This window comes from bacterium, assembly GCA_012517375.1.
GTDB lineage: Bacteria > Hydrothermota > Tepidihabitantia > B3-TA06 > B3-TA06 > JAAYVC01.
Window position 1 is genome coordinate 1 of record JAAYVC010000005.1, and the last position, 22,967, is coordinate 22,967.

A 22,967-nucleotide genomic window follows, 5' to 3' on the forward strand; every position below is an offset into this window, starting at 1 on the left:
CCGATCGAAGTCAGGTTTGACAATACGAAGTCCAGAATCATGGACAAAAGCTGGTCAAAAGATGGTCAAATAATGGTCAAAAGGTAGTCAAAAGCTGGTCAAAAATGAATCAAAATCGGGAGAAATAGGGGTTTTTGGGGTAAAAAGGGGAAAATTTGGGTGAGGGGGGTGATCGGATACCCACTCCCCAGGTGGGAGGGGTAAAGGGGGAGGGGGTCCCAAAGAAACCGCTTCGCGATTTCTTTGGGTTGCAATAGTTGACAAAAAGAACGAGGTCAGGTTTCTATGGTGCCCGGCAGAAGCAAGCTTATAATTGGTATTAGTCAGGGGAAGAGGTTTCTTACGGTTGACAAAAACTGTAATTTTTTGTAAACTCTTTACATGAGGGCAAGTTTGATGAACCTCTTTTTGACTTTTCACCCCTTGACATTGTTAACTTTTAGGTTAATATTCAGATGAGTGAAAATTCTTTGGAATATCTGGTTGCTTGCACAGGATGTGAATGCCAAATCTTATTCCTCACAGAAGCTAATGAATTCATGGCCGAAATAAAAAAAGACTATCCTAAGGACCACTTAGAACTAATGAAGATAATAAAGCATCTTTCAGAGTCAGGAAAGGTGATAAACCGAGAGAAGATGGAGCATATGGCTGGATTTAAAAATATTTGGGAAATGAAATCAAACAAAACAAGGCCATCGAGGTTGTATGGATTTACGGATAAAATGGGGGTTCATGTAATAACCCATGGGAGTGAAAGACGTGAAGGGCAAGCCAGACGAAATGCAGAATTTGCAAAAACACAGCGGTACAAGAATCGCTGGGAAAAGGAGCATTCATAATGAATAAGGGCGATCTTCAAGCGAAGTTAAACCAAGATTACGAGGAACTTATTAATAATGTTGAGTTCCATGTGGAGGGATTGAAGTTCGACTTTGCGGAAGAAGTTTCCAAATATCTTGGAAATGAAGAGGGGAAAGTAACACGAGCAGAACTTGCTCGTAGAATGGAAAGCACACCTGCGTGGATAACCAAAATGCTCCGTACCAATTGGAATATGACCATGGAAACCATGGCGAAAATAGCGTTCGCCTTAGGTATGAAGGTTGAAACAAAGTTAGTTCGGATTAATGATGTTTCTTCTCGATTAGTCTATCATGAAAAAGATAATTGGGCAAAAATCCCGGTGGAATCTTCGCATAAAAAACCTCCCGTTATACCCAGAGAGAAACCATTGGAAGCGATTTTCCAACCATTAGTTGGAGAAGTGGATTTCGAGAATATGCCCAACTATGAGGAAGCTTTAGTAGCATGAAGCGATCACCGTTACAAGTCGAAACTTACTTCCTGCACGAGCTTTCCTTTGAAGTTAGTGAAGAGTACGATGATAGAAAGCCCGTTAGTGATAACTCCACGAGTTTTCAATATTTTATGGATTTTGGGTGCCATGATGTCAAAAAACACAAGTGGTTTTGTGCTTTGGGTGTTCGGTTTAAACCTGAAGTGAATGATAATGCCCCCTATTCTTATAAAGTCGTCCTTATAGGTTATTTTAAGGTAGAGGGTAATATCCCAAGCAAGGAAGCTGAAGAAAAACTAGTTCACGCCAATGCGCCTGCCCTTCTATATACAGTAGCTCGTGAAATTCTTTCATCGGTTTCGGCCAGTGCACGCTGGGGTCGCATCATTTTGCCTACGGTTTATTTCCCTGCAGTAACCTCTGCGGAGCTGAATTCTCCAAAAAGCGAACGAACTACTTCCTCTTCCGCCAAGTCAAAATCTAAAGTTTTAAAGGCACAAAAGAGTTAGCATTATACAACCGCCGTTAGCCTCCTTGACCTTTTGAATATCCCCCTCCTTTGCGCTGTATCCTTGACAAAAGGTTAAACTAACCTATTATCTAATACTACAGTGTAAGGAGGAAAATTGGTAGCACTGATAATACTTGGAATAGTTATAGTAATCCTCGTGTTCGTTGTCATCGGCATTTACAACGGGCTGGTTGTAAAGCGCAACCGAACGCGCAACGCCTGGCATCAGATAGACGTACAGCTCAGACGCCGCTATGACCTTATCCCGAACCTCGTGGAGACGGTCAAAGGCTACGCCGCGCACGAGCGCCAGACGCTCGAGAACGTCATAGCCGCCCGAAACATGGGCGTGAACGCGAAGACGGTCGGTGAAGCCGCAAAGGCCAACAACATGATCTCGGACACCCTCAAGTCCTTGTTCGCGGTCGCCGAGGCGTACCCGAACCTCAAGGCCAACGAGAACTTCATGGCGCTTCAGGAAGAGCTGCGCACGACCGAGGAGAAGATAGCGTTCGCCCGGCAGTTCTACAACGACTCGGTCATGGACTACAACAACGCGCGCGAGAAGTTCCCGGGCAACATCTTTGCAGGCATGTTCGGCTTCCAGCCCTTCGAGTACTGGGAGATTCCGGAAGAAGAGAAGGCGGCGCGCGAACCCGTCAAGGTGAGTTTCACTCAGCAGTAGTCTGAAACACTAACCTTTTGACGTCGGTAAAGTGCTTGTCCTATCGCGGATGTTTGAAATCACGCCACCCGGCTTAAGCCAAGGAGGCTAGGATGGCCCGCAGCAGCCTCTATTCCCTGATCGCAGGAAACAAGTGGAAGACGTTCGGATTCGTCTTCCTCTTTTCCATAATCGTCATCCTCATCGGACTTGCTATAGGCTGGTGGTTCGAATGGGGCATAGGCGCCTGGGCTATTTTCGGAATCGCCCTTATCGGATACAACCTCATATTCTACTTCGCGTCCAAGAAGATAGCGCTTTTCGCAAACGGTGCCAGGCGGGCGGACCCGGAGCAGTACAAGAAGCTTTACAACGTCGTTGAGGAGATGTCCATTGCGTCCGGTCAGCCAATGCCCGAGGTCTACATCGTAGATGACCCCTCGCCCAACGCGTTCGCGACAGGCCGCAATCCGAAGAACGCGGCCGTAGCGGTCACTACCGGTCTCTACGAGATGCTCGACCGCGCCGAGCTTCAGGGCGTCATCGCGCACGAGATGAGCCACATAAAGAACTACGACATCCTTCTAATGACAGTGATAGCCATAATGGTCGGGTTCATCGTGCTTGCGCGCGACGTGTTCTGGCGCTGGGGTTTCGTGTTCGGCGGAAGGGGCCGGCGCTCGTCCGGCGGAAAGGGAGGAGGCTACGCAATGCTCATCCTCCTCGCGGTTGGAATCGTCCTCGCAATCGTCGCGCCGCTTCTGGTAGCCCTTATCCGTGCCGCCATATCCAGGCAGCGCGAATACCTTGCCGACGCATCAGGCGCCATGATGACGCGCAACCCCGAGGGGCTTGCAAGCGCACTCGAAAAGATAGGCGGCGTATACCAGAAGGTCCAGCGCTCGTCGAGCGCGACCGCGCACCTCTTCATCGCCTCGCCCGCGTGCAAGGACAGATTGAATCCCGCTAAGCCTCAACGCCAGATAAAAGCCGGCGCTTTCGATACCCACCCGCCCATCCCGCTGCGCGTCGAGCGTCTGCGCCAGCTTACACTCGACGGCGAGTACGCACAGCAGTTTGCATGGGCAGCAGCCCAGCCCCAAACGTCTGCTGCGCAGCCGTTTGGGGACTCCTCTCTTAACCTCAAAAACTCGCAGAGCGACTTTTCGGGGACCCCATCTTTGTCGTCAAGCGCCATTCAATCAACTGCTCCTGTCCCGGCCGCCCACCCGAGTCCAACCCCCTCCACCTCCGCCGGGATTTCTCCTTCAACTCCAGCCGAACCCGCTCAGCCACAATCCCCTAACCGCGGCTCTGAACCGCCGTCTGCGCCAGCATCCAACCAGCCGCCTACCGCTCCTTCACAAAACGAGCCGCCCTCGCCTCAACCCCAAACGAATACTTCGCATTCGTCCGCGGACCCCACTTCCTCGTCCTCCTCCTCCAAAAAAGAAGGCGACTGGCTGGACGACTATCTCAAGAAGACTTGAGCAACTCTGCCCAGTCGCGGCGATCTTTAATTGTTGAATGGGAATCTAGAACTTTTCCTACCTCCTCAAGGAATTCCCTCCGACCCTTTTCCCCGAAAAGAGTCAATAAAACCGGGGCAAATTCCGTTAAGCTGAAGATGTATATGTTTTGACCGCTTGCAAACTCCTTGTCGCGCAGGGATTCGATTTTTGAAATATCCTCACCTGCAATGCCCTTTTGAGCAATGAACAATAACTCCGAAACGCTATGAGACCGAACCTTGGGCATTTTTGCTTGTACCTGACTGATGGTCAATTGCTTATCCCGGACCTCGACCGCGAGAGCGATCTCGCCATTCTTGTCAAGACATTCGATATCCGCAACAAGACCGGAGCTTGCGTCTGAAGCGTTTATATTCAACCGTCGTACTTCAGCATAGAGACTGAAGAGCTTACCGGCAGTTCTTAAAAGAGCGGTCGTCAGGGACAGAACACGATCTCCGCCTGCTCCGTATCTAATGAAATTTTGGATTAAGTTATCAGCTTGAGCAAGACTTATTCGTTTGGGTACAGAATAGGTTACTTTGACCTGTGATAACCTCTGGTAAATTTCCGCAAGCACAGCCTGTAGCAATGCAAGAGTCAAAACCGGATCATTCTTGGATTCAACCTCTTGAAGTATAAAAGAAAGGTCATCCCATCCGGCCTTGTCTTTTTGTTGGTGGCGGTACTTGCTTGTTACTTCTGGTCTACGCAGAGGGTTATTAACATAAGGTTCTGGGGATCCACCCAAAACGCATTCGTTTGCCTGATCGAATGGAACAACTACATCGTGGCATACAGAGCGTGCGTCAAAGGCACCTTTACCTCCCCGGCTTGCTTGCAAGCATTTACTGTCGAGGGATGAATCGGCTAATTTGGCTAAAAGTTGAGTAGGAAGGACATAGCGGTAACTCTTGGTGTCACTGTTTATTGCCCTTTTCACTGCTTCCTTAATTTTTTCGGGAAGGGTTATCTTTAAATGTCCCTCTGCCTTAACTACATGGTTCCACTCTTTATCCAGTATGGAACGACATTTTTCTTCGAATTCACTTAGAGTCGGGTTCATAGTTTGTCCAGAGGGCTTCCTGTCGGGGTTTCTTTATGGAGTGGCACATTTTTTCCGGCGCATCCAAACGCCGCCACTCGACGTATAAATCATCCATAATCTCGCAGCGGTAGCCTGAGATGGCAACTTTTCCCTTGCACTTTTTGAGAACCTTCGCCAATGCAATATGGTCGGCGGTAGTCATCTCGAAACCATAGGCGTTAATATCGCCTCGGCTTTCGTGCGGATAAGGAGGGTCGCAGTAGAAAAGCGTATCTTTGCTATCGTAAAGCTGGATAACTTCTATCGCCGGTCGGTTTTCAATCTGTACTCTTAAAAGCCTTTCGGCAATATTCGGAAGGGCTTCAACGCTTCCAAGCCACCGTGAAACAACACCTGACATCCCGGCACGACTTGTATTCTTGCAGTTTGCCCACCTGCCTATAGAAGCCTTCTGTGCAAGACCGGTTCTTACTTGCCGCGCACGGACGAAGAAGCGTCTTGCTCTTTCGAGGTCAGATAAGCCCTCTCTGGATTCGGATATAGCAAGAGCAAACTCCTCTCTTGAGAATGGTGTAAGGCCTATGGCTTCAATAAGGACGTCTTTCTGGTTGCGAAGAACGCGGAAAAAATTGACTACTTCGCCATCTATGTCGTTATACGTTTCAACAGGGGATGGGGGGCGATTCAAGAGCACCGCCGCTGACCCGCCGAAAGGTTCGCAGTAGTGATGAACTTCCGGCAGGTGCGGGAGAAGCCAGTTAAGGTGGTTGAATTTACCGCCGTACCATCCGAACGCAATCATTTTTTTACCGTTGCGGCGAGTGGTTTGAGGTATAAGGATCCCTTTCGATATGGAAGTCTGACCCATCATCTAATAATAAGTGTTTACAATCTTAAGTCAAGCGTTTACCTGACCTCATCGCTTCCCAGGTGGCAGGGCAATTATCCCTGCGACTTAATCTTTTACTTTAAGGGACCAGACCTTTTCAGGGTTGATGAGTGGGAGGACGCCTACTCGCCCTTGCCGGGGTAGCGAATAGAGTCGGGATTAATAGGGTATCGCGACCAGTCGGGATGGGGTTCGTCCATCCACACCCAGTGAGCCTCGAGCCAGCGCCACCAGTCAGACGAGGGTCCCAAAAACTGGGGGCTGGTTCGGCATTTTGCCTTTATACGGTAGATAATGCCTTTGCGCTCGAAAAAGACTTCTGTCGCGTATTCCATCCACTGATTTGTTTCCTGGTATACGAGCATTGCGTACTGACAGAAGACCTTTGCAGGCAGTTCCCTGAAGGTCGCATCGAATGAAGTGTCCCACTGGGCTTCGCGAGAGAATCTGAACCACTCGCCTGCCGTATGCTGCACGGGTTTCCCAAGAGTATCCAGAGGAAGATGATACCAGAAGATGCTGATTGAACCATCGGGCATGAATTCGCCGGAAGGTACGTAATTAACCTCGTAGGTGATTTCGCCTCTCGTAGAATCTCCTGCAATATCGGATGGTACAATAAAGGTGGTGGCCTTGAAATAGTCGTGGATTTCCATGTCTACGGGGTGAAGAATACCCAGGGTATCTGAATCCCTAATCCAGAATGGGCGCGAGTGCATGAAGTCATAGTTTTCTTTGTCGCCGGGGCATGGGTCGAACTCCTCGTAGAGAAATGTGGGATAAAATCTGCATCCCTCGTGAAACCCCTTCGTTAAAGCCTTTTGCGGCGGTTTGCAGCTAGCGGCGAGTAAAAGCATGAACACAACAAAGTAACCGCATGTTTTCTTCATGCGTAATGATAGCAGAAACGTTCAGCTTGTCAAGTCGCTTTTGCCCATTTCTTATATAAATCGGGACAAAAAAACCTTATCGCTTCCCAGGTGGCAGGACCGCAGATGGCCTCGTGCTTTTCTTCCTTCATCTCAGCAAGGAGCGCTTTCTCTTTTTGCGCCCAGAGTTCGTCGTTCGTCCAGTCGTTCGGATTGGTTGTATAAAGTCTTCGGTAGTAATGCTTTGCATTGTCCTTATCATTCAGGTTTTTGATTGCATAGTCCTGAAAGTATCGCAGGAGACGGTGAACGGTGTCGTAGTCGAACACTCCCCACTGCGGTTCGGGTTCGGGACTTCCGCGCCATTCCCATAAAATACGCTGCATCTTCTCGACCCAGCCTGGCGTGTTGCGCCAGAGTGAGTGAACAACTTTTGTGTCGCGTGACGCAAAGTGAAGCTCGGGCGTTTCAAGCCTTGCCTCGCGCACTCTCGTCACCCTGCTGCGCTTGTATTTAATGTAGTCTACGCCCGGCCAGATGGTCACTGGAATCTCGGTTTTTGCCCCTGATGGTCCGCCGTGCATGTATGCCGTGAGCATGAAGAGCCTGTAGCGGTCGCAGGAACCTCCCTGGATGTTTATGCATCCTGTTGAGCCTCCGCCGACTATGGATGCGTTGCCCTTGTGGATGTTCGTGTATTTAAGGTTCTCCTTGACTTCGTTCTCATTGTATTCGCGCTGCGCTGCGGGCTTCCTCCATCCGTACGTTTGGTTTCCTTCTCTGGTTGTTGGCAGAAGAGCCGAGTATCTGGACGAGGTGCCGACATGTACGCCTCTCCTGTAGGCGTGCTGGCCGAAGCCAAGCTGAGCGGTGCCTTCCTTGTTATCGGAGTTCGAGCCGGGGTTGACGGTTGCAGGAAAGACGTGCACGTGGTCGCCGGGCGTAAGAAAGTGGTTCTCCCATTTTTTTAAAACATCATCCGTGACGCCAAGGTTGGGATCAGATGTAACCGGTTGAACGAGCGTGGGAACTAAAAGCCCAAGACGCTCTGCGCGGCTTTGCGATGCGTTGGCATCATATACGCTTACAGTATCTTGGGGTACTCTGTATCGCAGTATCACCGAGTCGTCGAACTGACCGAACCTGTTCTCAACGAGCTTTATTTCTGCGCCCGCGCCCGAAAGATAGGCTTCCTTGTCCGCAACTTTTACCCCTTGCAGCGCCAGGATGTTTATGAAGTAGTCGTCGGTCGGATGGTAGGCTCCAATATAATCCATGAAGCCGTCAAAATACTCCGCGGTTATTGTGGATTCGTAGCCGAACCACAAGCCGTATACTCCGGGATCGAGCTGATTGTCTCCCAGGATGTTTTTGTCATTGTTTTCTGCCATGCTGAGATTATCCGCAAAACCCTGACGCGAGCCATTGAAGACTGACTGATTAATTTTAACGGAATCCGGTTTGCACTACCCGTTGACTTGACATCCAAGGACGTTATACTCCACGAATATTTTTTATAAATGCCAATCCTCTTTGAAAGGAGGCAGTAATTGGAGAAGATACTCCTTACTTCTGAGTCGGTGACCGAAGGACATCCGGATAAGGTCTGCGATCAGATTTCCGACTCGGTGCTTGATGCGGTTCTTACAGAGGATATAAAGGGTCGTGTTGCGTGCGAGACTTTCATCACGGTAGGGCTGGTCATTGTCGGCGGAGAGATTACAACATCCTGCTACGTCGATTTGCAGCCAATGGTTCGCGACCTTCTTGCGGATATAGGCTACACTAATCACAAGTACGGCTTCGACAGCGCCACCTGCGCTATTCTCAACGCCATAGGCCGTCAGTCGCCCGATATCGCACAGGGCGTAGACGTTGGCGGCGCCGGCGACCAGGGCCTAATGATAGGCTACGCCTGCTCTGAGACCCCGGAACTTATGCCTCTTCCCATAATGCTTGCGCACAAGCTCACGCGCCGGCTTGCCGAGGTTCGCAAGCAGGGCATACTTGCATATCTCGGCCCTGACGGCAAGTCGCAGGTCACTGTGGAATACGTCTCGGGAAAGCCGAGCCGCATCGTGAACGTGGTACTGAGCTCCCAGCACACGGAGGAGATTCTCGATTCGTCCGGCCATCACATCACTCAGGAGGCGCGGCACGAGATCATAGAAAACGTCGCCAAGGTCGTCCTCCCTGTGGAGATGATAGACGAGAAGACCCGCTACTACGTGAATCCAACGGGCAAGTTCGTGATAGGCGGACCCCAGTCGGATACAGGCATGACAGGACGCAAGATAATAGTCGACACCTACGGCGGACTTGCCGCACACGGCGGCGGTGCGTTTTCGGGCAAAGACCCCACGAAGGTGGACCGCTCGGCCACATACTTCGCGCGCTACATCGCCAAGAACGTAGTCGGGGCAGGTCTTGCCGAGCGCATACAGGTAAACCTCGCGTACGTGATAGGCGAGCCCGATCCGGCGGCGGTATCAATCGAGACGCACGGCACAGCAAAGCTCGACGAAGCAAAGCTCCTTGAAGTTATCAAGGCCGAGTTCGACTTCCGTCCCCGCGCGATAATCGAGAGGCTTAATCTTCTCAGACCCATTTATCGAAAAACCGCCGCCTACGGACACTTCGGCCGTACCGAAGAAGAGTTCACCTGGGAGCGCCTTGACGCAGTCGACTCTCTCCGCAAGCGCGCCGGGGTCTGATAAAAGACTCAAAAGAAGGAATAATGGCTGCTAAAAAGGGAATAAAGGCTGAAAAGCCTGCGCTGACTCTTGATTTCGACAAGGAAGCGGCCGAAGACCTGGAATACATCGCAAGGCTTACTGGCCAGGATCCGGCTGATACCGTCAGCTTTGCTCTGGGTCTTTTAAAAAAAATCGCCGAGGAGAAACAAAGAGGACACAAAACCTATATTGAACTCGGCACAGGTCGAAGAGAAGAGATAATTTTAGAACTGCCTCAAATCCGTCAGGACTTGATGGACACTGTCAGGGATATCGCCGCCAAAACCGGACGATCTGAATCGGATATAATAAAAGAATTAGCCGAAAAATTGTCGAGAGGTGAGCGATAATGGCGGACGAAAACAAAGTAGAAGTAGGTAAAATCACCGGCAAAAGCGTTGTTCCTTCCACCAAACCTATCGAGGTAAAGCGCGAGAACACCGCCATGTGGCTATCCATTGCGACCGTGACGGTGTTCTGCCTCACTATCCTCGGTACGCTTGCCGCACTGCTCTGGGTTCATCCCTCAAGACTGCCGGGTCTTTTAGAATTCGTCAAGGTTCTTCTTCCCGCAGAGACCGCGCTTCTGGGAACCTGCTTCGGCTTCTACTTCTCTCAGTCGAGACTGAAGGGAAAAGATTGAAAAACAATTTAAAGGAGATTCATGCAATACGACGTTAAAGACTTAAAGCTTGCCGCTCAGGGCAAGCTCAAGATTGAATGGGCCGGACGATTCATGCCCGTGCTCAAACTCATACGCGAGCGCTTCGAGAAGGAAAAACCGCTCAAGGGCAAGCGGCTTGCCGCGTGCCTGCACGTAACCACCGAGACCGCCAACCTCATGCTCGTCCTTAAAGCGGGCGGCGCCCAGATACGCCTGTGCGCCTCAAATCCCCTCTCCACACAGGACGACACGGCGGCATCGCTCGTAAAAGACTACGGCATCGAGACCTTCGCCATCCGCGGGGTCAACAACAAGGACTACTACCGCCACATCAACGCCGCACTCGACATCAAGCCTCATCTGACCATGGACGACGGCGCCGACCTAGTCTCTACCCTTCACTCCAAGCGCAAGGAACTGCTCAAGAACATCATCGGCGGAACGGAGGAGACGACAACGGGCGTCATCCGTCTTCGCGCTATGGCAAAGGAAGGGGCGCTCCGCTATCCCATCATCGCCGTTAACGACTCGGAGACCAAGTACCTCTTCGATAACCGCTACGGCACGGGCCAGTCAACGCTCGACGGCATCATCCGCGCCACAAACTTCCTGATAGCGGGATCCACTGTCGTGGTCGCAGGCTACGGCTGGTGCGGAAAGGGCGTCGCCATGCGCGCCAAGGGGCTCGGCGCGAAGGTAATAGTCACCGAGGTCAACCCCGTGCGCGCGCTCGAGGCGGAGATGGACGGCTTCCAGGTGATGCCGATGGTCGAGGCCGCGCCTTCGGGCGACCTCTTCGTCACGCTCACGGGCGACATAGACGTAATCCACAAGGCCGTCTTCGCCAGGATGAAGGACGGCGCCATATTCGCAAACTCCGGCCACTTCGACGTCGAAATCAACAAGAAGGAGCTCGATGCGCTCACCGCCAAGAAGCGCGAGGTCAGGCGCGAGGTCGTCGAGCATACGCTCAAAAACGGACGCAAGGTCTACTTCCTTTCCGAGGGTCGGCTCATCAATCTCTCTGCCGCCGAAGGACATCCGGCGATGGTCATGGACATGAGCTTTGCCAACCAATCCTTGGGCTCCGAATACATACTCAAGAACGCTTCAAAGCTCGAACGCAAGGTCTACTGCATACCGTCAGAAATCGATCAGAAGATAGCATCCATCAAACTGCGCTCGATGGGCGTAAAGATGGACAAACTCACGCCAGCCCAGAAGCACTACCTTGCTTCCTGGCAGGAAGGAACCTGAGGTCACCTTATGTCCCCCGAACCCATTAAAGCGGTGGTTCAAAGAGTGACGGGCCTTACCCTGGCGGGTAAGGCTCGTACCGGTCACTGGACGATGATGGACACCTCCGTCGAAGTCGGAGGCAGCTCAGCGGCATCCACTCCCATGGAACTCGTACTCATGGCCCTGGGCGGGTGCACCGGGATGGACGTGCTCTCCATCCTCGCCAAGATGGGTCAGCCGGTTGAGGACTACCGCATCGAGCTCGAAGGCGAACGCTCCGAAGAACATCCCAAGGTCTACACCAAAATCCGCCTCACGCACGTCGTCAAGGGCAAGGTTGACCCCGAAAGACTCGCTCACGCTATAGAACTCTCGGAAACCAAGTACTGCTCTGTCTCGGGGATGCTGAAAAAATCCGTAAATATAGAAACCAATTATCGGGTAGAACCTTGATAGAAAACCCTCACTCAACTCTGCAAGATAATATAGGTTTGTTATGGTGAGATTCCCAGTCAGGTCTCGACCGGGTTTTGAGGTTTTTTGCCGTTCTTGTGGTTGTTATTGTTCCGCACCCTTTGGATCTCGGTGCGAAAGAGCGACAGGAAAGTTTTCCATAGAATCTTCATGTCCAGCCCCATCGACCGGTTTTGTATATATAGCATGTTGAGGCGGAACTTCTCTGGTATTATCTCATCGATGTACTGCTCGTCGAACTTGTGGGGGTCCATGTGAGACTCGATATCCACATAATGGATCTGGGCAGGTCCAGTAATCCCCGGCTTCACGGAAAGGATAACCCGCTGACCTGCGGTGTAGTGCGAGACGTACTGCGGGTCTTCCGGCCGCGGTCCGACAAGGCTCATGTTTCCGAGGAAAACGTTGATAAACTGGGGAAGCTCATCTATCTTCAGTCTTCTAAGTATCAATCCTGTCTTTGTGATTCGGGGGTCGTTGCGGTAGGTAAGCTTGGGCCCGCACTTATCCGCCCCATCTATCATCGTTCGGAACTTGAAAATCTTAAAGGGCCTGCCGTCCTTGCCAACCCTCACTCCTCGATAGAACACAGGTCCCCTGGAGTCCATTTTTATTGCGAGAGCGACGAACGGAGTAATAAGTGCTACGCCTATAAGCGCAAAAATCGAAAGGACAATATCCAATGTTCTCTTCATCGGATTCCTTTTCCAGCTCGGTGCTCCAAGATTACGAAAACCCTGAGTGGAGTCTCTTCCATGCACGAGATTATATCAAACTGTCAGGTTAAGTCAATCGGGCAGAAATTCTCATCTGAAATCACGAATTAAAGGGTTTCGAGTTATGATTTATTTGTCGATAATCTTTGGGGTTGCGGTTGTTTTGTTAACGTTTTCCTTTTTTGTATACCCGTTGTGTCTGGTTATAATAAGGGCGGTTTTCTTTAAGAAAAGAAAAGATTCGAAGTTCGACTCATTACCAAAGGTAATGTTCGTTTTTCCATGTTGCTGGGAAGGTCAGAGAATCAGAGCAAAAATAGAAAACACCCTTCTTCTTGATTACCCCAGAGATAAGATGGATGTAGTGGCTATCTCGGATGCCGCTTCACCAGAAACAATTTCCATCCTGGAAGAAGCAGAAAAAAAAGGAGGAATGAGGATAATCCGTAATTCAATTCGTTCTGGCAAAAGCGCAGCTCTGGCTAAAGCCTTAGATCAATGCGACGCTGAAGTATTCGTCGTTACGGATGCGGATGCGCTTTTGGAACCCTCGCATTTAAAAAAATTGGTTATGCCCTTTTCGGATTCACGTGTGGGAGCGGTTACAGGTACTATTCGTTACGAAAATGAAGCACAATCTGGTATAAGTAATAATGAAGGTTTGTATTGGAAGTTTGAGATGGTAACAAGAAAGGCAGAGAGTCTTATAGGTATGCTTACTGGAGTTGTAGGAGCCGTCTATGCCATAAGACCGGAACTTTTCAAAATAACAGATCCGAGGCTCGATGCTGATTTTCTGGCCCCCTTGCTGGCGTTGGAGAAGAAGAAAATTGTTTTATTTCTCGATCATATTGTCGCCAAGGATTACTCTCCATCGAGTTCGGAAGCTTTGTTTGCAAGGAGATTGCGAACAATCAGCCTCGGCCTTTTAAGTCTATTCAAAAATTCTAGATTCCTTAACCCTTTCCGGTTTCCGATGCTCTCCTGGGAGCTATGGAGCCACAAGATTCTTAGATGGCTTCTCCCGGTTTTTATGCTTCTGATTTTCGTAAGCAACGCTTTTATGATCAATATTTCGGTTTTTTGGTTTATTCTATTTTGTGTTCAGGTTTTATTCTATCTTATGGGTATTATTGGGTGCATTATTGCAAAATTTAACAAAAAAGCAGGAATTTTGAGTTCCATATGGTATTTCATTCTTTCTTCGTATGCATCTATGGTTGCTTTTGTCAATGTCTTTACCGGCCGGGATTTCTCTGTATGGGGTGATACGGCTAGACGATAGAGCCAAGAAGCATAATGATAATAATTAATCTACTTTGAAATGTCCTGCAGAAGTTTAATAACGACAGGTTGGATTTCGAAGAAGCACAAAGAAAAAGGGTTAAAATTCCGAAAAGGGTATGTTTCTGGGCTCATTGAGTTCTTGAAAGCTTAAGAAAAGGAAAGTATTTGACAATTAAATCCTTAACCACTTTCGCTTGATTTTCAAAAGTAAGTGAGGCAACTTTCTTTAAGCCACCTAGAGCCAATCTATATCTTAAATCAGGATTAATTATTGCCTTTCTGAGCATCTCGCGCAACTCTTCCTCATCTCCGGGCGAAGCTAGGAGACCGTTAAGACCATGCGACACACGGTAAGGTACGCCACCCAACTTTGTGGCTACTACTGGCAAACCAGATGCCCATGCCTCAAGAATAACTCTCGGGAAACCTTCTCCGTAAAAATCAGAGGGTTGAACAAAAATATCGCAACCACGGTAAAGCTTCTTTAGGGTTTCACTTGGCGGGACAAACCCGAGAACATTAACATTCTTTTCCATGTTCAATCGTTTCACTGTATGTTTAACTTCATCAAGTAAAGGTCCAGACCCAGCAATGAATAATTGAAGGTTCGGGAATTCGACTGTTAAATTCGTGAAAACCTTAAGGAGTAGATCGACACCTTTACCTTGAGCCAGTTGTCCTACAAAAAGTAACTTGCGGGCCAAACCATGAGTTTTCTTTGGCAATACCAGATCTTTCTGAGTGATTCGTATATCATCAAGTAGATGAGCTATGTGTAGAGATGATGTGAAAAGATTATGCAGTTCACATCCCGTAACAAAAACCAGCGAGCCTCGACTCATCCATCTTGTTGAAAAGTGAATCAACCATCCCATTAGTTTGGCTATTACGAGCTTGATACCGCCGAATTTTTCTCTTCTGGCTGTTTTAAGAATATTTCCAGGGATGTGCAATATTACCGGAATCTTCCTTCGTCTAGCAAAGTAATAGAAAAAAGGGGCAACAACTGATGGGGTACGAAGCCAAATCAGATCAGATGAATTGCTCAACTCCCTTGCGCACCGAAGTATCGTTTTTAAGTGCTTAGGGAGAGATAAGGCAGTACTAATAATACTTTCCCATCCAGGAAGAGGGAGGAGCCTGATACCAGAGTCTTCTATTATTATGGCACTTTTCTTAATTTCAGCTTCAGAACTATGTTTTACCGCAACGGAGAGTGTTATTGTTTTTGCTATATTCAGTTTTCGAATGAAATTAATGGAATCTGAGTTTGCCCAGGTTATCTTTTCATTTTTCTTATACAGATCATGCAGGTAAATGCCTAATCGTAAGGACTTACTCATAGTTGATGCAAATAAAGCAATGACAATATTCAGAATGACTAGTTGAGTCTACGGCTGCCATGTGTGTTCAATCTTCAAGGTCTCAGAGGGATATGAGAGTATTGAATCACGGAAAGCGTAGACCATATAGTAGCGTGTATCGCCGTCGCGGGCGCAAAGAAATCTGTAAAACGAGGAATCCAGCTTAACCGGGCGGACGCCTTTTGAGCCTTCAGGATCCCAGGCATGCTGCCCAACCCCGTCGATGTTTTCGTAGTATGTCGTAAATTCAAGACTTGACGGAGCATAGAGCAGATAGTAAAGCCCGTCGCACGAATCGGGAGAACTCCAGTAAAGGTCAACAGTATCCTCGACGAGTGGATGCTTGTAGTTCAGACTCTCCGGCGCAGGCGGTCTAGGGTCCGCAAGGCCTTCCTCTGGAGTCACAGTCATGGTATCCGAGAAGCCTTCCGCTTCGGGGTTGGTGAAAATGGCGAATACCGCATGAACGAAATAGCGATACGTCTTTCCGTTCTGGACTGAAGTATCCGTTAAAGCCCATCCTGCCCTTATGGGATTCAGTGGTCCGAGTTCGGCGACCTGCTCGAATTTCTTTCCTTCCTCCGAACGCATGAGTTTGAAATGCCCGAACATGCCCCCGTATTCCAAAAGCGTATTCTGGTTTATCCAGAATTGCACAGTGGCGCGGCTATCACCTGCGAACGCCTTGACCCACACAAAGGGTTCAATCTGATTGGGAGGGGGCGTACAGACCAGAAACGACAAAAGAATCGTCGTTGCTCCAAAAAGATTAACCGATTTTTTCATTATCGCAGGATACTCAATATTGCCCAAAGGTCAAGCAGGTAAGACCCTGAAAATCAAGGGATTATACCGAGGATTTTTTCTGAAATCTACCCTCTTGACAAGCGTTAAAACCGCTCTATACTAATACGAGAAAAGGTTGCATGCGCGAGTCGGATCGTCTTACCTCCCGCATGCATCTCTTAAAGAAATTCGGGCTTTCTAGGGTAGCCCGTACAAAAACGGCAGGTTTAAGATGTGTGCTAGAAAAAAAGTCAAAGCGTGTCCTGTACAAAAAAGTGCATTATCCTCTGCAATGGAGTGTAGTGTTCATACATCTTTTCCCGAATGTCAAATCAATAATAAAATAATAAACTCTCAGCCTAATAAGATAGGAGGTTGAGCATGAAAAACAATGTTAAAGGCGTTTGGCTCGTTCTGGCCATGCTTGCGATACCGTGTATGGTCTTTGCCGGCATCACGGGCAAGATTTCAGGACGAGTGACAGACGCGGATACACGTCAGCCGCTCCCCGGCGCTAACGTGATCGTCGTGGGAACGGACATGGGAACCGCCACTGGTACGGACGGTTCATACTCGCTCTCCAGCGTTCCTGTAGGAACCTACGATGTTGAGGTTTCCATGATGGGTTATCAGGCCAAGGTTATAAAAGGCGTCAGCGTATCTGCGGATAAGGTTACCTCGCTTAACGTGCAGATAAAAGAGGGCAGCGGCATCGTTATGGGTACTGTCGAAGTAACCGCTCAGAAGGATATCGTTTCGAAGGACCCTAACGTGGGAAAGATAACCAAGGGTTCCGAAATAGTCAGGAGTGCGGGCGTCTCCAACTACAACGATGTCGTGGCGCTTCAGGCGGGAGCCACTGAGACTTCCGGCAACTCGGGCGGTCTTCACGTGCAGGGCGGACGCGCTAACGAGCTCGTATACGTCGTGGACGGCATCAATGCAAACGACCCCGTAACAGGCCAGTCCGGAGTCTACATCGACAACACGGCCATTCAGGAGATGACCATCAACACCGGCAGCTTTAACGCCGAATACGGCGACGCAATGTCCGGAATCGTAAACATCGTCACCCGTGAAGGCTCGGAAAAGTTCAGGGCAGGCGTAGAGTATGAAACCGACGCCCACCTCAGGCTCAGCGATAATCCTGTACAATATCCGAACCCCGATATGTGGCACAACAAGGTATCGCTTTTCGTGAGCGGTCCCTTCTGGGGTCAAGGCACGAAGATTAGCGCCCCCTCCTTCTACATATCCGGTAACCTCCTCGAGGACGAGGACAGGCTGCCCGCTAACGACAATCACCGCAAGAACGGAACGCTCAAGCTGACCTGGAGACCGGTTTTCGGCGGTCCTAAATTCACGCTCTCAGGCAACTACTCAGATCAGTGGTACCATGCTTATCTTCACGATTTCTCGAAGGGAATCTGGCTTGACGAGTTCGGGCCAAGAGTAAAGGCCGATAACTACCAGTTGAACCTTAAGGTCAGCGGACCCTTGGGCAGGGATTCCGCGCAAAGTCTTACGTACACGGTCAATGTCGGAACGTTCAACACCCACCGCAGCGTGTCTTATATGGACGGCGCCCAGATCAATGATTACCGGATGATAGGCCGGCAGCTGATGCCCTGGGTCGGCTGGGCATACAATGAAACGTGGTGGGAGCCTAATCCTGAAGTTCCTGGCGATTCAATACTTCGCAGGCTCTACAACCCGGACTCAATGAATTTCTACATCCCTGATTCCATGCTTGCCTACGTGGACGGCTCCGATTCGGTATACGTGGACGTCAATGAACGCTACAGCAAGATAACGAAGGACCCCGATTCCGCGGTCTGGCTTTTCTACAACGAGTTCATAGTCAAAAACGGCTACTTCTACGAGGGAGACAACAACTTCAACTGGTTCAGCTGGGAAGAGCAGCTTGAGGCCTACAACGAGAGATGGTATTCCATAAACGAATGGCGGCCTACGGTAGACGCTAACGGCGACACAGTGGGTCTTCATTATCATATGTTCGATTTTGCGCGCTACCAGCATTACTACGAGCTGTATAGAGAATGGAAGCCCGATACGACGGTGCCCGGCTGGGAAGAAGTTGAGAACCCGTACGAGGACAGTCTGGAAACTTCGGGCAATATGTATGTAGTCCGCTACAACGACGACCCTGTGTTCCGTCGTTTCAATTATTACTTCAATCCCGTGTGGTCGGACCGCAATACAACGAAATACGTTGCGGATGCCTCAATAGACTGGTCCCCCAATAAGGAGCACTGGGCTAAATTCGGACTCATCGGCAATTACCACGTTCTGGATTATACAAGCATTCAGTTTATCAACGAAAATCCGTATACGGACATGTATCACAAGCAGCCGATAATCGCAGCCGCGTATGCGCAGGACAAGTTCCAGCTTGAAGACCTGCTCCTGAATTTCGGGCTCAGGTTCGACTACTTCGATCCCGCGTCGCAGTATTTTGTTAATCCCGAGTACGTCGATTCGGGAACGGCAGAAGCCAAGCCGAAGTTCCAGTTCAGCCCCAGGCTTTCAATATCCTTCTCGGTCTCAGATAAGTCGACAATGTATGCGTCCTACGGGCACTTCTTCCAGCCAATCGAGCTTCAGGAGCTTTACCAGAATCTAAATGGCGACCTCTCTTCGGGCGTACCCCTTCTCGGCAACCCCAACCTTCCTCCCTTAAAGACCGTCTTCTACCAGGCAGGCTATAATATCGCTTTGACGAGGTTCCTAGGTCTTGACCTGAAAGCCTACTACAAGGATCAGGAGAACCTTCTTGCGACCCGCAACGTAAATACGATTTACAAGGGCAAACTTGCCACCTACACCATCTATACCATAGAAGACTTTGCAAAGATTAAGGGATTCGACATAACCGTAAACGGCGGAGAAGGATTAATCTCCGGTTCCGTGACCTACTCCTACATGGACGCCAAGGGTACGGGCTCATCCGGACGCGAATTCTACTATCGCTACCGCGGCTCCGCGCTGCAGCAGCCGAAATCCGAATACCCCTTGGAGTTCGACATCACGCATTCAGTGAAGGCGAACGTCAACTTCTTCCTTCCCGACACCTTCGGCGTGAAGGTGTTGAGAAATACGAATCTCAATATACAGTTCAACTACGCTTCAGGACCTCCTTACTGGGCGTCCGATTCCCGCGGCAACCCGCTTCCTCTGGGCAGCAAGCGTCAGCCTGGGACTAAGACCGTCGATATGAAGCTTGAGAAATGGTTCCCTCTCGGCAAGAACCAGAACCTCAACCTCGGGTTTTATATTGACGTAAGCAACGTCTTCAACTGGGCTAACGCAAGCTCGGTTTACGGCGCTACGGGTCTGCCCGATGACCCGGGTACAAGACCCGTATACCAGCAGGCAAACTACAGCACTTACGCGCAATACGGCTTTGCCGACGAATACGAATACTGGCAGGCCGATGTGGCAGACTGGGAAAGATACTATGCACAGAATCCCGATATGTTCGGAGAACCGCGCCTAATAAACTTCGGGCTGCGCCTGAACTTCAACTAGGTCTAAGGAGGAATAACATGAAAACAAGACTGATAAAATTTGGTCTGGCGGCGCTTGCAGCGCTGGCCGTTCCTCTGCAGGCGGCGTGGAACAACTCGAACGTGCAGGCTTCCACGCAGCAGAACCGCAACCGTCTCTTGACGACCGTAACCGACAAGCCAGCCATCTTCTGGACCGTCTGGTGGGTCGACGGCGGCGAGATATCAGACTGGGCAATAAGCAACACCTGTCAAGGCGGAGTATGGTCAAGACATCCTGTAGATGAGCGTCCCTACGACTGGACAATCTATCCCTCTCAATCCATAGGAATGACCAGAGGAAGCTGCGGCGAATATCCCAAAGGCTCGGAACAGTTCTACAACTACGCCTGGGGCCTCTGGGTTGGAAGCAAGTACCCTACAGGCAAGGGCAAAAGCCCCAACGTCTCAAAGGGAGCTTATGCATGCGACATGGGCGCCATGGCTTGTTCTGAAATGTCTCAGGCCGGCGGCGCCGGCGACTTGAGCGGCGTTGGTCTTAACTTCAGCGACGGCGTAATACCCAAAGGCAGCAGCGCCGGAGTAGGCGCAAGGCTTTTTGCCGATCCAGGAACGACCCCTCTTTCTTATCAGATGCTCTGGCCGTTTGCGGATACGAGCGTAAACAAGAAGAGACGGGCAATCGGAATGCCCACGCTCGACCCCAAGAACGGAGACATAGTCTCCAATCAGGATACCTACGCATGCGCCGGCGACTGGATTCCGGTGGGCGACGCTGCATGCATATGGATTCTTCCCACAGGAGCATACGATGTCTGGGGTCAAGGTCTGCGCTGGGAGCAAAGAACCTACTGCTGGAACTACGACTACAACAACGCCATAATCTTCATCAACTACAAGATAAGAAACATGAACGACTTTCCTCTTGATTCGGTGTATTTCTCCTTTTTCATGGATAACGACATTGGTCGAGGGGGACTCGCTGCAGGCGACGACGGCTACTGGGACGATCTCATCGGTTTTGACGAAGGGCTTAACATGGGTTATACCTATGATGCCAATGGGTCGGAAGCCGGATGGGTAACCCCTGCCGGCTACATAGGCGCCATACTGCTTGAGACGCCAGGCAATAACGGCCTCACGGGGTTGGAGACGTGGCAGAACGCCGCTGACCAGCAGATAGACAATGACGGAACCGACAGCATAAAATACGTCTACATGACATCCAAGGATTTCGTCACGTGGGACAGCCCGACGGATGTCAGGATGCTTATGAATTCAGGTCCGTATTTGCAGTTGAAGCCTAATGAGGAAGTAAGCTTTACTGTTGCAGTGATAGTAGCCTACTCCCTTGATCAACTCAAGGCCAGGGCAAAGATAGCTCAGATCCAGTATGAGAACGGCTACTTCGGATACACGCCTCCGCCCAATCCGCAGCTGAATGTGATAGCCGGAGACAGCACTGTGTATCTCTCCTGGTCGGCGGAGCCGGAAAAGTTCGTTGACCCCATGAGCAAGCAGCAGACGTTTGAAGGCTACAGGGTATACAGAAGCCTTTCCGGACTTTCAGGTACATGGCAGCTTCTGGCCGACTACGACCTCATGGAGTCCAAGCTTGCCGATACTTGCGTAGCCACTCACAGCGTAGGACCCAGCAAAACGGAGATCAAGTACGAAGGGCTTCTTGCCGGCGCCGACCTGGAGAAGCTTGGCTACGGAAACAACACCTATACGATCACGTTCCAGCCGGATACATCTTACAAATACTACGTGGTTTACGACATAGCCGATCAGAAGGTGCTGAATTACAATCCGAACGCACTAACAGAAGGCGGTTTCTGCATCCTGACCGGCAAGAACGGCAGTCCGAAGCCTCTGCCTGCAGACACATTTTACTACCCCTATCATTCAGGCGATATCATCTTCATTGACGGAGCGCAGTTTTCCATAAGCGACGGAACATCCGGCGAGCCTGGCGCAATTCTTTCGCCTGTTCCTGGAGACCAGTATACAATTAAGACCTATGCATCCGAAAACATCGGCGGCCAGAACGGAATCAGGCACTACTACATAGACGAAGACGTGAAGAACGGGCAGATATATTACTACTCCGTTGCATCATACTCCAGACCGCAGCCTACCGAGAACGTCGGCTCTCTCGAGGGAGGCAAGTCCGGCCAGACATACTGGGCAGTACCCCGCTCTAATCCGATTGGATGGCAGAATGCCTGGGTATCCAACGTTCAAAGAGTAGGGGGCAACGGAAACGCCCTCGTAAAAGACAGTGTTGTATCGCCTGATAAGGTTACAGGCCACGAGTACGAAGTGGGATTCCGCGGCGTATACGATACAATAGTAAAGGACACAATCGTTACAGCGGCCTACTTTAAGGATGTGGATGAAGATTCGATTCTTTTAGATAACTTCAAGGTAAGATCCGGAGCGCTCAGCGGTCCGGTGATCGACGGAGTGCTTGTACAGGTTGCCGCCGTATCTATGGATACGCTTGACATGGAAACCCAGCTCGATACACTGAAGACAGGCTGGCTGGTCAAGACTTCCGGAACCAATTTGTCGTATTCCGTCGATTGGCCGGGTTCGCCTGGACCTATCAGCAAATCAAAGAGCATTGACGTTCTCGTCTCTGTCGTAGATGACGGAGCGGATGAATTCGGGAAATATTGTCGGGTAGCTGTCACACCCTACAATAACAGTGCGCCAGTTAAATTCGTTTATGGTCGCTCTAGCGAAGATACAACAGAGATATACGGCGGAGACAAAATTACTATCTACTCACCAAAGGTAACTGCAGCCGATCAGATATTTACTCTTAACTTTAGTGATTCGGTAACCAAGATAGTAATGATAGTCGACTCGATGGTTACTCCCTGGGATACGACCTATGATACGCTAAAGCTTGTAAAGCGGCCTCAGACCGGCGACCAGCTCCTGATAAAGACCCTGAAACCCACGTCAATCAAGGACAGATTCCGCTTCAACACATTCAAGGCCGAGATCTCCGATGCCAATTCAACACTGACTCTGGACGATATCAGGGTCGTTCCGAACCCCTATTATGTAAGGGCGCCCTGGGATAGAACCCAGTACGACAGGCATGTAGTATTCCAGTATCTGCCTTTGAAATGCACAATACGAATATTCAATACATCGGGCTTGCTTATCCGCACCATAGAACATGACGGTACAGGACCGGCAAGTTCCGGCAGCATTACCCTCAATGGCAAAGGAGGTTCCGAGGAGTGGAATCTTCTGACCAATGAAGGTCTTGATTGTACAAGCGGATTGTACATCTGGCAGGTTGAAACCGAGGATGGCGAACGTGCCTGGGGCAAGTTTGCCATCGTAAGGTAAAGGAGGAAACG

20 protein-coding genes are annotated in these 22,967 nt (G+C 50.0%); 13 read left to right on the plus strand and 7 right to left on the minus strand.

Translation table 11 applies throughout. From position 1 onward, the window contains the following. The first annotated feature begins 455 nt into the window (after positions 1-455). The 5 genes from GX441_00360 (at position 456) to GX441_00380 (ending at position 3,965) form a co-directional block, all read left to right on the plus strand. Entirely contained in the window at positions 456-842 is a 387-nt protein-coding gene (locus GX441_00360; GenBank protein NLI97096.1) for a hypothetical protein, read from the plus strand. After that, positions 842-1,315 (plus strand): hypothetical protein, encoded by a 474-nt coding sequence (locus tag GX441_00365; GenBank protein ID NLI97097.1) that lies wholly within the window; start codon positions 842-844, stop codon positions 1,313-1,315. Before GX441_00360 ends, GX441_00365 begins: the two co-directional genes overlap by 1 nt. Further along, positions 1,312-1,809 (plus strand): hypothetical protein, encoded by a 498-nt coding sequence (locus tag GX441_00370; GenBank protein NLI97098.1) that lies wholly within the window; start codon positions 1,312-1,314, stop codon positions 1,807-1,809. The genes GX441_00365 and GX441_00370 overlap by 4 nt, the downstream gene beginning before the upstream one ends. Positions 1,810-1,926: 117 nt before the next feature. After that, positions 1,927-2,496, plus strand: a complete 570-nt coding sequence (locus GX441_00375) for a LemA family protein (protein NLI97099.1) — start codon at positions 1,927-1,929, stop codon at positions 2,494-2,496. 92 nt (positions 2,497-2,588) lie between these two features. After that, positions 2,589-3,965, plus strand: coding sequence for a M48 family metalloprotease (locus GX441_00380; protein ID NLI97100.1), 1,377 nt, complete (start codon positions 2,589-2,591; stop codon positions 3,963-3,965). Here GX441_00380 and GX441_00385 read toward each other — a convergent pair. The 4 genes from GX441_00385 to GX441_00400 all read right to left on the minus strand — a co-directional run bounded on the left by GX441_00385 (position 3,952) and on the right by GX441_00400 (position 8,183). Continuing rightward, on the minus strand, positions 3,952-5,052 hold the full coding sequence (locus tag GX441_00385) for a restriction endonuclease, SacI family (GenBank protein ID NLI97101.1): 1,101 nt from the start codon (positions 5,050-5,052) through the stop codon (positions 3,952-3,954). The two genes, GX441_00380 and GX441_00385, sit on opposite strands and share 14 nt — an antisense overlap. Further along, complete coding sequence (locus GX441_00390; GenBank protein ID NLI97102.1) at positions 5,033-5,902, minus strand: DNA adenine methylase; 870 nt, start codon at positions 5,900-5,902, stop codon at positions 5,033-5,035. The genes GX441_00385 and GX441_00390 overlap by 20 nt, the downstream gene beginning before the upstream one ends. Positions 5,903-6,045: 143 nt before the next feature. After that, positions 6,046-6,813, minus strand: a complete 768-nt coding sequence (locus GX441_00395; GenBank protein ID NLI97103.1) for a hypothetical protein — start codon at positions 6,811-6,813, stop codon at positions 6,046-6,048. A gap of 29 nt (positions 6,814-6,842) precedes the next feature. After that, the gene (locus tag GX441_00400) at positions 6,843-8,183 is read right to left on the minus strand and encodes a hypothetical protein (GenBank protein NLI97104.1); all 1,341 of its coding nucleotides are present in this window, start codon (positions 8,181-8,183) and stop codon (positions 6,843-6,845) included. Between the two features lie 159 nt (positions 8,184-8,342). Between GX441_00400 and GX441_00405 the strand changes: the two genes are divergently transcribed. Genes GX441_00405 through GX441_00425 form a run of 5 tightly spaced genes read left to right on the plus strand, consistent with a single transcriptional unit; the run spans position 8,343 to position 11,883 of the window. Next, complete coding sequence (locus tag GX441_00405; protein ID NLI97105.1) at positions 8,343-9,506, plus strand: methionine adenosyltransferase; 1,164 nt, start codon at positions 8,343-8,345, stop codon at positions 9,504-9,506. A gap of 23 nt (positions 9,507-9,529) precedes the next feature. After that, positions 9,530-9,877, plus strand: a complete 348-nt coding sequence (locus tag GX441_00410) for a hypothetical protein (GenBank protein NLI97106.1) — start codon at positions 9,530-9,532, stop codon at positions 9,875-9,877. Next, a complete protein-coding gene (locus GX441_00415) occupies positions 9,877-10,170 on the plus strand; it encodes a hypothetical protein (protein ID NLI97107.1) in 294 nt (97 codons plus the stop codon). Before GX441_00410 ends, GX441_00415 begins: the two co-directional genes overlap by 1 nt. Positions 10,171-10,191: 21 nt before the next feature. Continuing rightward, positions 10,192-11,448, plus strand: coding sequence for an adenosylhomocysteinase (locus GX441_00420; GenBank protein ID NLI97108.1), 1,257 nt, complete (start codon positions 10,192-10,194; stop codon positions 11,446-11,448). A gap of 9 nt (positions 11,449-11,457) precedes the next feature. Continuing rightward, positions 11,458-11,883 (plus strand): OsmC family protein, encoded by a 426-nt coding sequence (locus GX441_00425; GenBank protein ID NLI97109.1) that lies wholly within the window; start codon positions 11,458-11,460, stop codon positions 11,881-11,883. Between the two features lie 59 nt (positions 11,884-11,942). Here the strand turns inward: GX441_00425 and GX441_00430 are convergent, their stop codons facing one another. Continuing rightward, the gene (locus tag GX441_00430; GenBank protein NLI97110.1) at positions 11,943-12,599 is read right to left on the minus strand and encodes a sugar transferase; all 657 of its coding nucleotides are present in this window, start codon (positions 12,597-12,599) and stop codon (positions 11,943-11,945) included. A 145-nt stretch (positions 12,600-12,744) separates the two neighbouring features. On the opposite strand from GX441_00430, the gene GX441_00435 reads away from it, so the two are divergent. Beyond that, a complete protein-coding gene (locus tag GX441_00435) occupies positions 12,745-13,905 on the plus strand; it encodes a glycosyltransferase (GenBank protein ID NLI97111.1) in 1,161 nt (386 codons plus the stop codon). A gap of 130 nt (positions 13,906-14,035) precedes the next feature. Here the strand turns inward: GX441_00435 and GX441_00440 are convergent, their stop codons facing one another. Beyond that, on the minus strand, positions 14,036-15,250 hold the full coding sequence (locus tag GX441_00440; protein NLI97112.1) for a glycosyltransferase family 4 protein: 1,215 nt from the start codon (positions 15,248-15,250) through the stop codon (positions 14,036-14,038). 48 nt (positions 15,251-15,298) lie between these two features. Then, a complete protein-coding gene (locus GX441_00445; protein ID NLI97113.1) occupies positions 15,299-16,057 on the minus strand; it encodes a hypothetical protein in 759 nt (252 codons plus the stop codon). A 381-nt stretch (positions 16,058-16,438) separates the two neighbouring features. On the opposite strand from GX441_00445, the gene GX441_00450 reads away from it, so the two are divergent. Then, positions 16,439-19,606, plus strand: a complete 3,168-nt coding sequence (locus GX441_00450) for a TonB-dependent receptor (GenBank protein NLI97114.1) — start codon at positions 16,439-16,441, stop codon at positions 19,604-19,606. Positions 19,607-19,623: 17 nt separating this feature from the next. Beyond that, the gene (locus GX441_00455) at positions 19,624-22,956 is read left to right on the plus strand and encodes a hypothetical protein (protein NLI97115.1); all 3,333 of its coding nucleotides are present in this window, start codon (positions 19,624-19,626) and stop codon (positions 22,954-22,956) included. Positions 22,957-22,967: the final 11 nt, after the last annotated feature.

Excerpts from the sequence above, each read along its gene's own strand:
- GX441_00360 (NLI97096.1), top strand. The coding sequence starts at position 456 with ATGAGTGAAAATTCTTTGGAATATCTGGTTGCTTGCACAGGATGTGAA.
- GX441_00365 (NLI97097.1), top strand. The coding sequence starts at position 842 with ATGAATAAGGGCGATCTTCAAGCGAAGTTAAACCAAGATTACGAGGAA.
- GX441_00370 (NLI97098.1), top strand. The coding sequence starts at position 1,312 with ATGAAGCGATCACCGTTACAAGTCGAAACTTACTTCCTGCACGAGCTT.
- GX441_00380 (NLI97100.1), top strand. The coding sequence starts at position 2,589 with ATGGCCCGCAGCAGCCTCTATTCCCTGATCGCAGGAAACAAGTGGAAG.
- GX441_00385 (NLI97101.1), bottom strand. The coding sequence starts at position 5,052 with ATGAACCCGACTCTAAGTGAATTCGAAGAAAAATGTCGTTCCATACTG.
- GX441_00390 (NLI97102.1), bottom strand. The coding sequence starts at position 5,902 with ATGGGTCAGACTTCCATATCGAAAGGGATCCTTATACCTCAAACCACT.
- GX441_00395 (NLI97103.1), bottom strand. The coding sequence starts at position 6,813 with ATGAAGAAAACATGCGGTTACTTTGTTGTGTTCATGCTTTTACTCGCC.
- GX441_00400 (NLI97104.1), bottom strand. The coding sequence starts at position 8,183 with ATGGCAGAAAACAATGACAAAAACATCCTGGGAGACAATCAGCTCGAT.
- GX441_00410 (NLI97106.1), top strand. The coding sequence starts at position 9,530 with ATGGCTGCTAAAAAGGGAATAAAGGCTGAAAAGCCTGCGCTGACTCTT.
- GX441_00415 (NLI97107.1), top strand. The coding sequence starts at position 9,877 with ATGGCGGACGAAAACAAAGTAGAAGTAGGTAAAATCACCGGCAAAAGC.
- GX441_00420 (NLI97108.1), top strand. The coding sequence starts at position 10,192 with ATGCAATACGACGTTAAAGACTTAAAGCTTGCCGCTCAGGGCAAGCTC.
- GX441_00425 (NLI97109.1), top strand. The coding sequence starts at position 11,458 with ATGTCCCCCGAACCCATTAAAGCGGTGGTTCAAAGAGTGACGGGCCTT.
- GX441_00430 (NLI97110.1), bottom strand. The coding sequence starts at position 12,599 with ATGAAGAGAACATTGGATATTGTCCTTTCGATTTTTGCGCTTATAGGC.
- GX441_00435 (NLI97111.1), top strand. The coding sequence starts at position 12,745 with ATGATTTATTTGTCGATAATCTTTGGGGTTGCGGTTGTTTTGTTAACG.
- GX441_00440 (NLI97112.1), bottom strand. The coding sequence starts at position 15,250 with ATGAGTAAGTCCTTACGATTAGGCATTTACCTGCATGATCTGTATAAG.
- GX441_00445 (NLI97113.1), bottom strand. The coding sequence starts at position 16,057 with ATGAAAAAATCGGTTAATCTTTTTGGAGCAACGACGATTCTTTTGTCG.
- GX441_00450 (NLI97114.1), top strand. The coding sequence starts at position 16,439 with ATGAAAAACAATGTTAAAGGCGTTTGGCTCGTTCTGGCCATGCTTGCG.
- GX441_00455 (NLI97115.1), top strand. The coding sequence starts at position 19,624 with ATGAAAACAAGACTGATAAAATTTGGTCTGGCGGCGCTTGCAGCGCTG.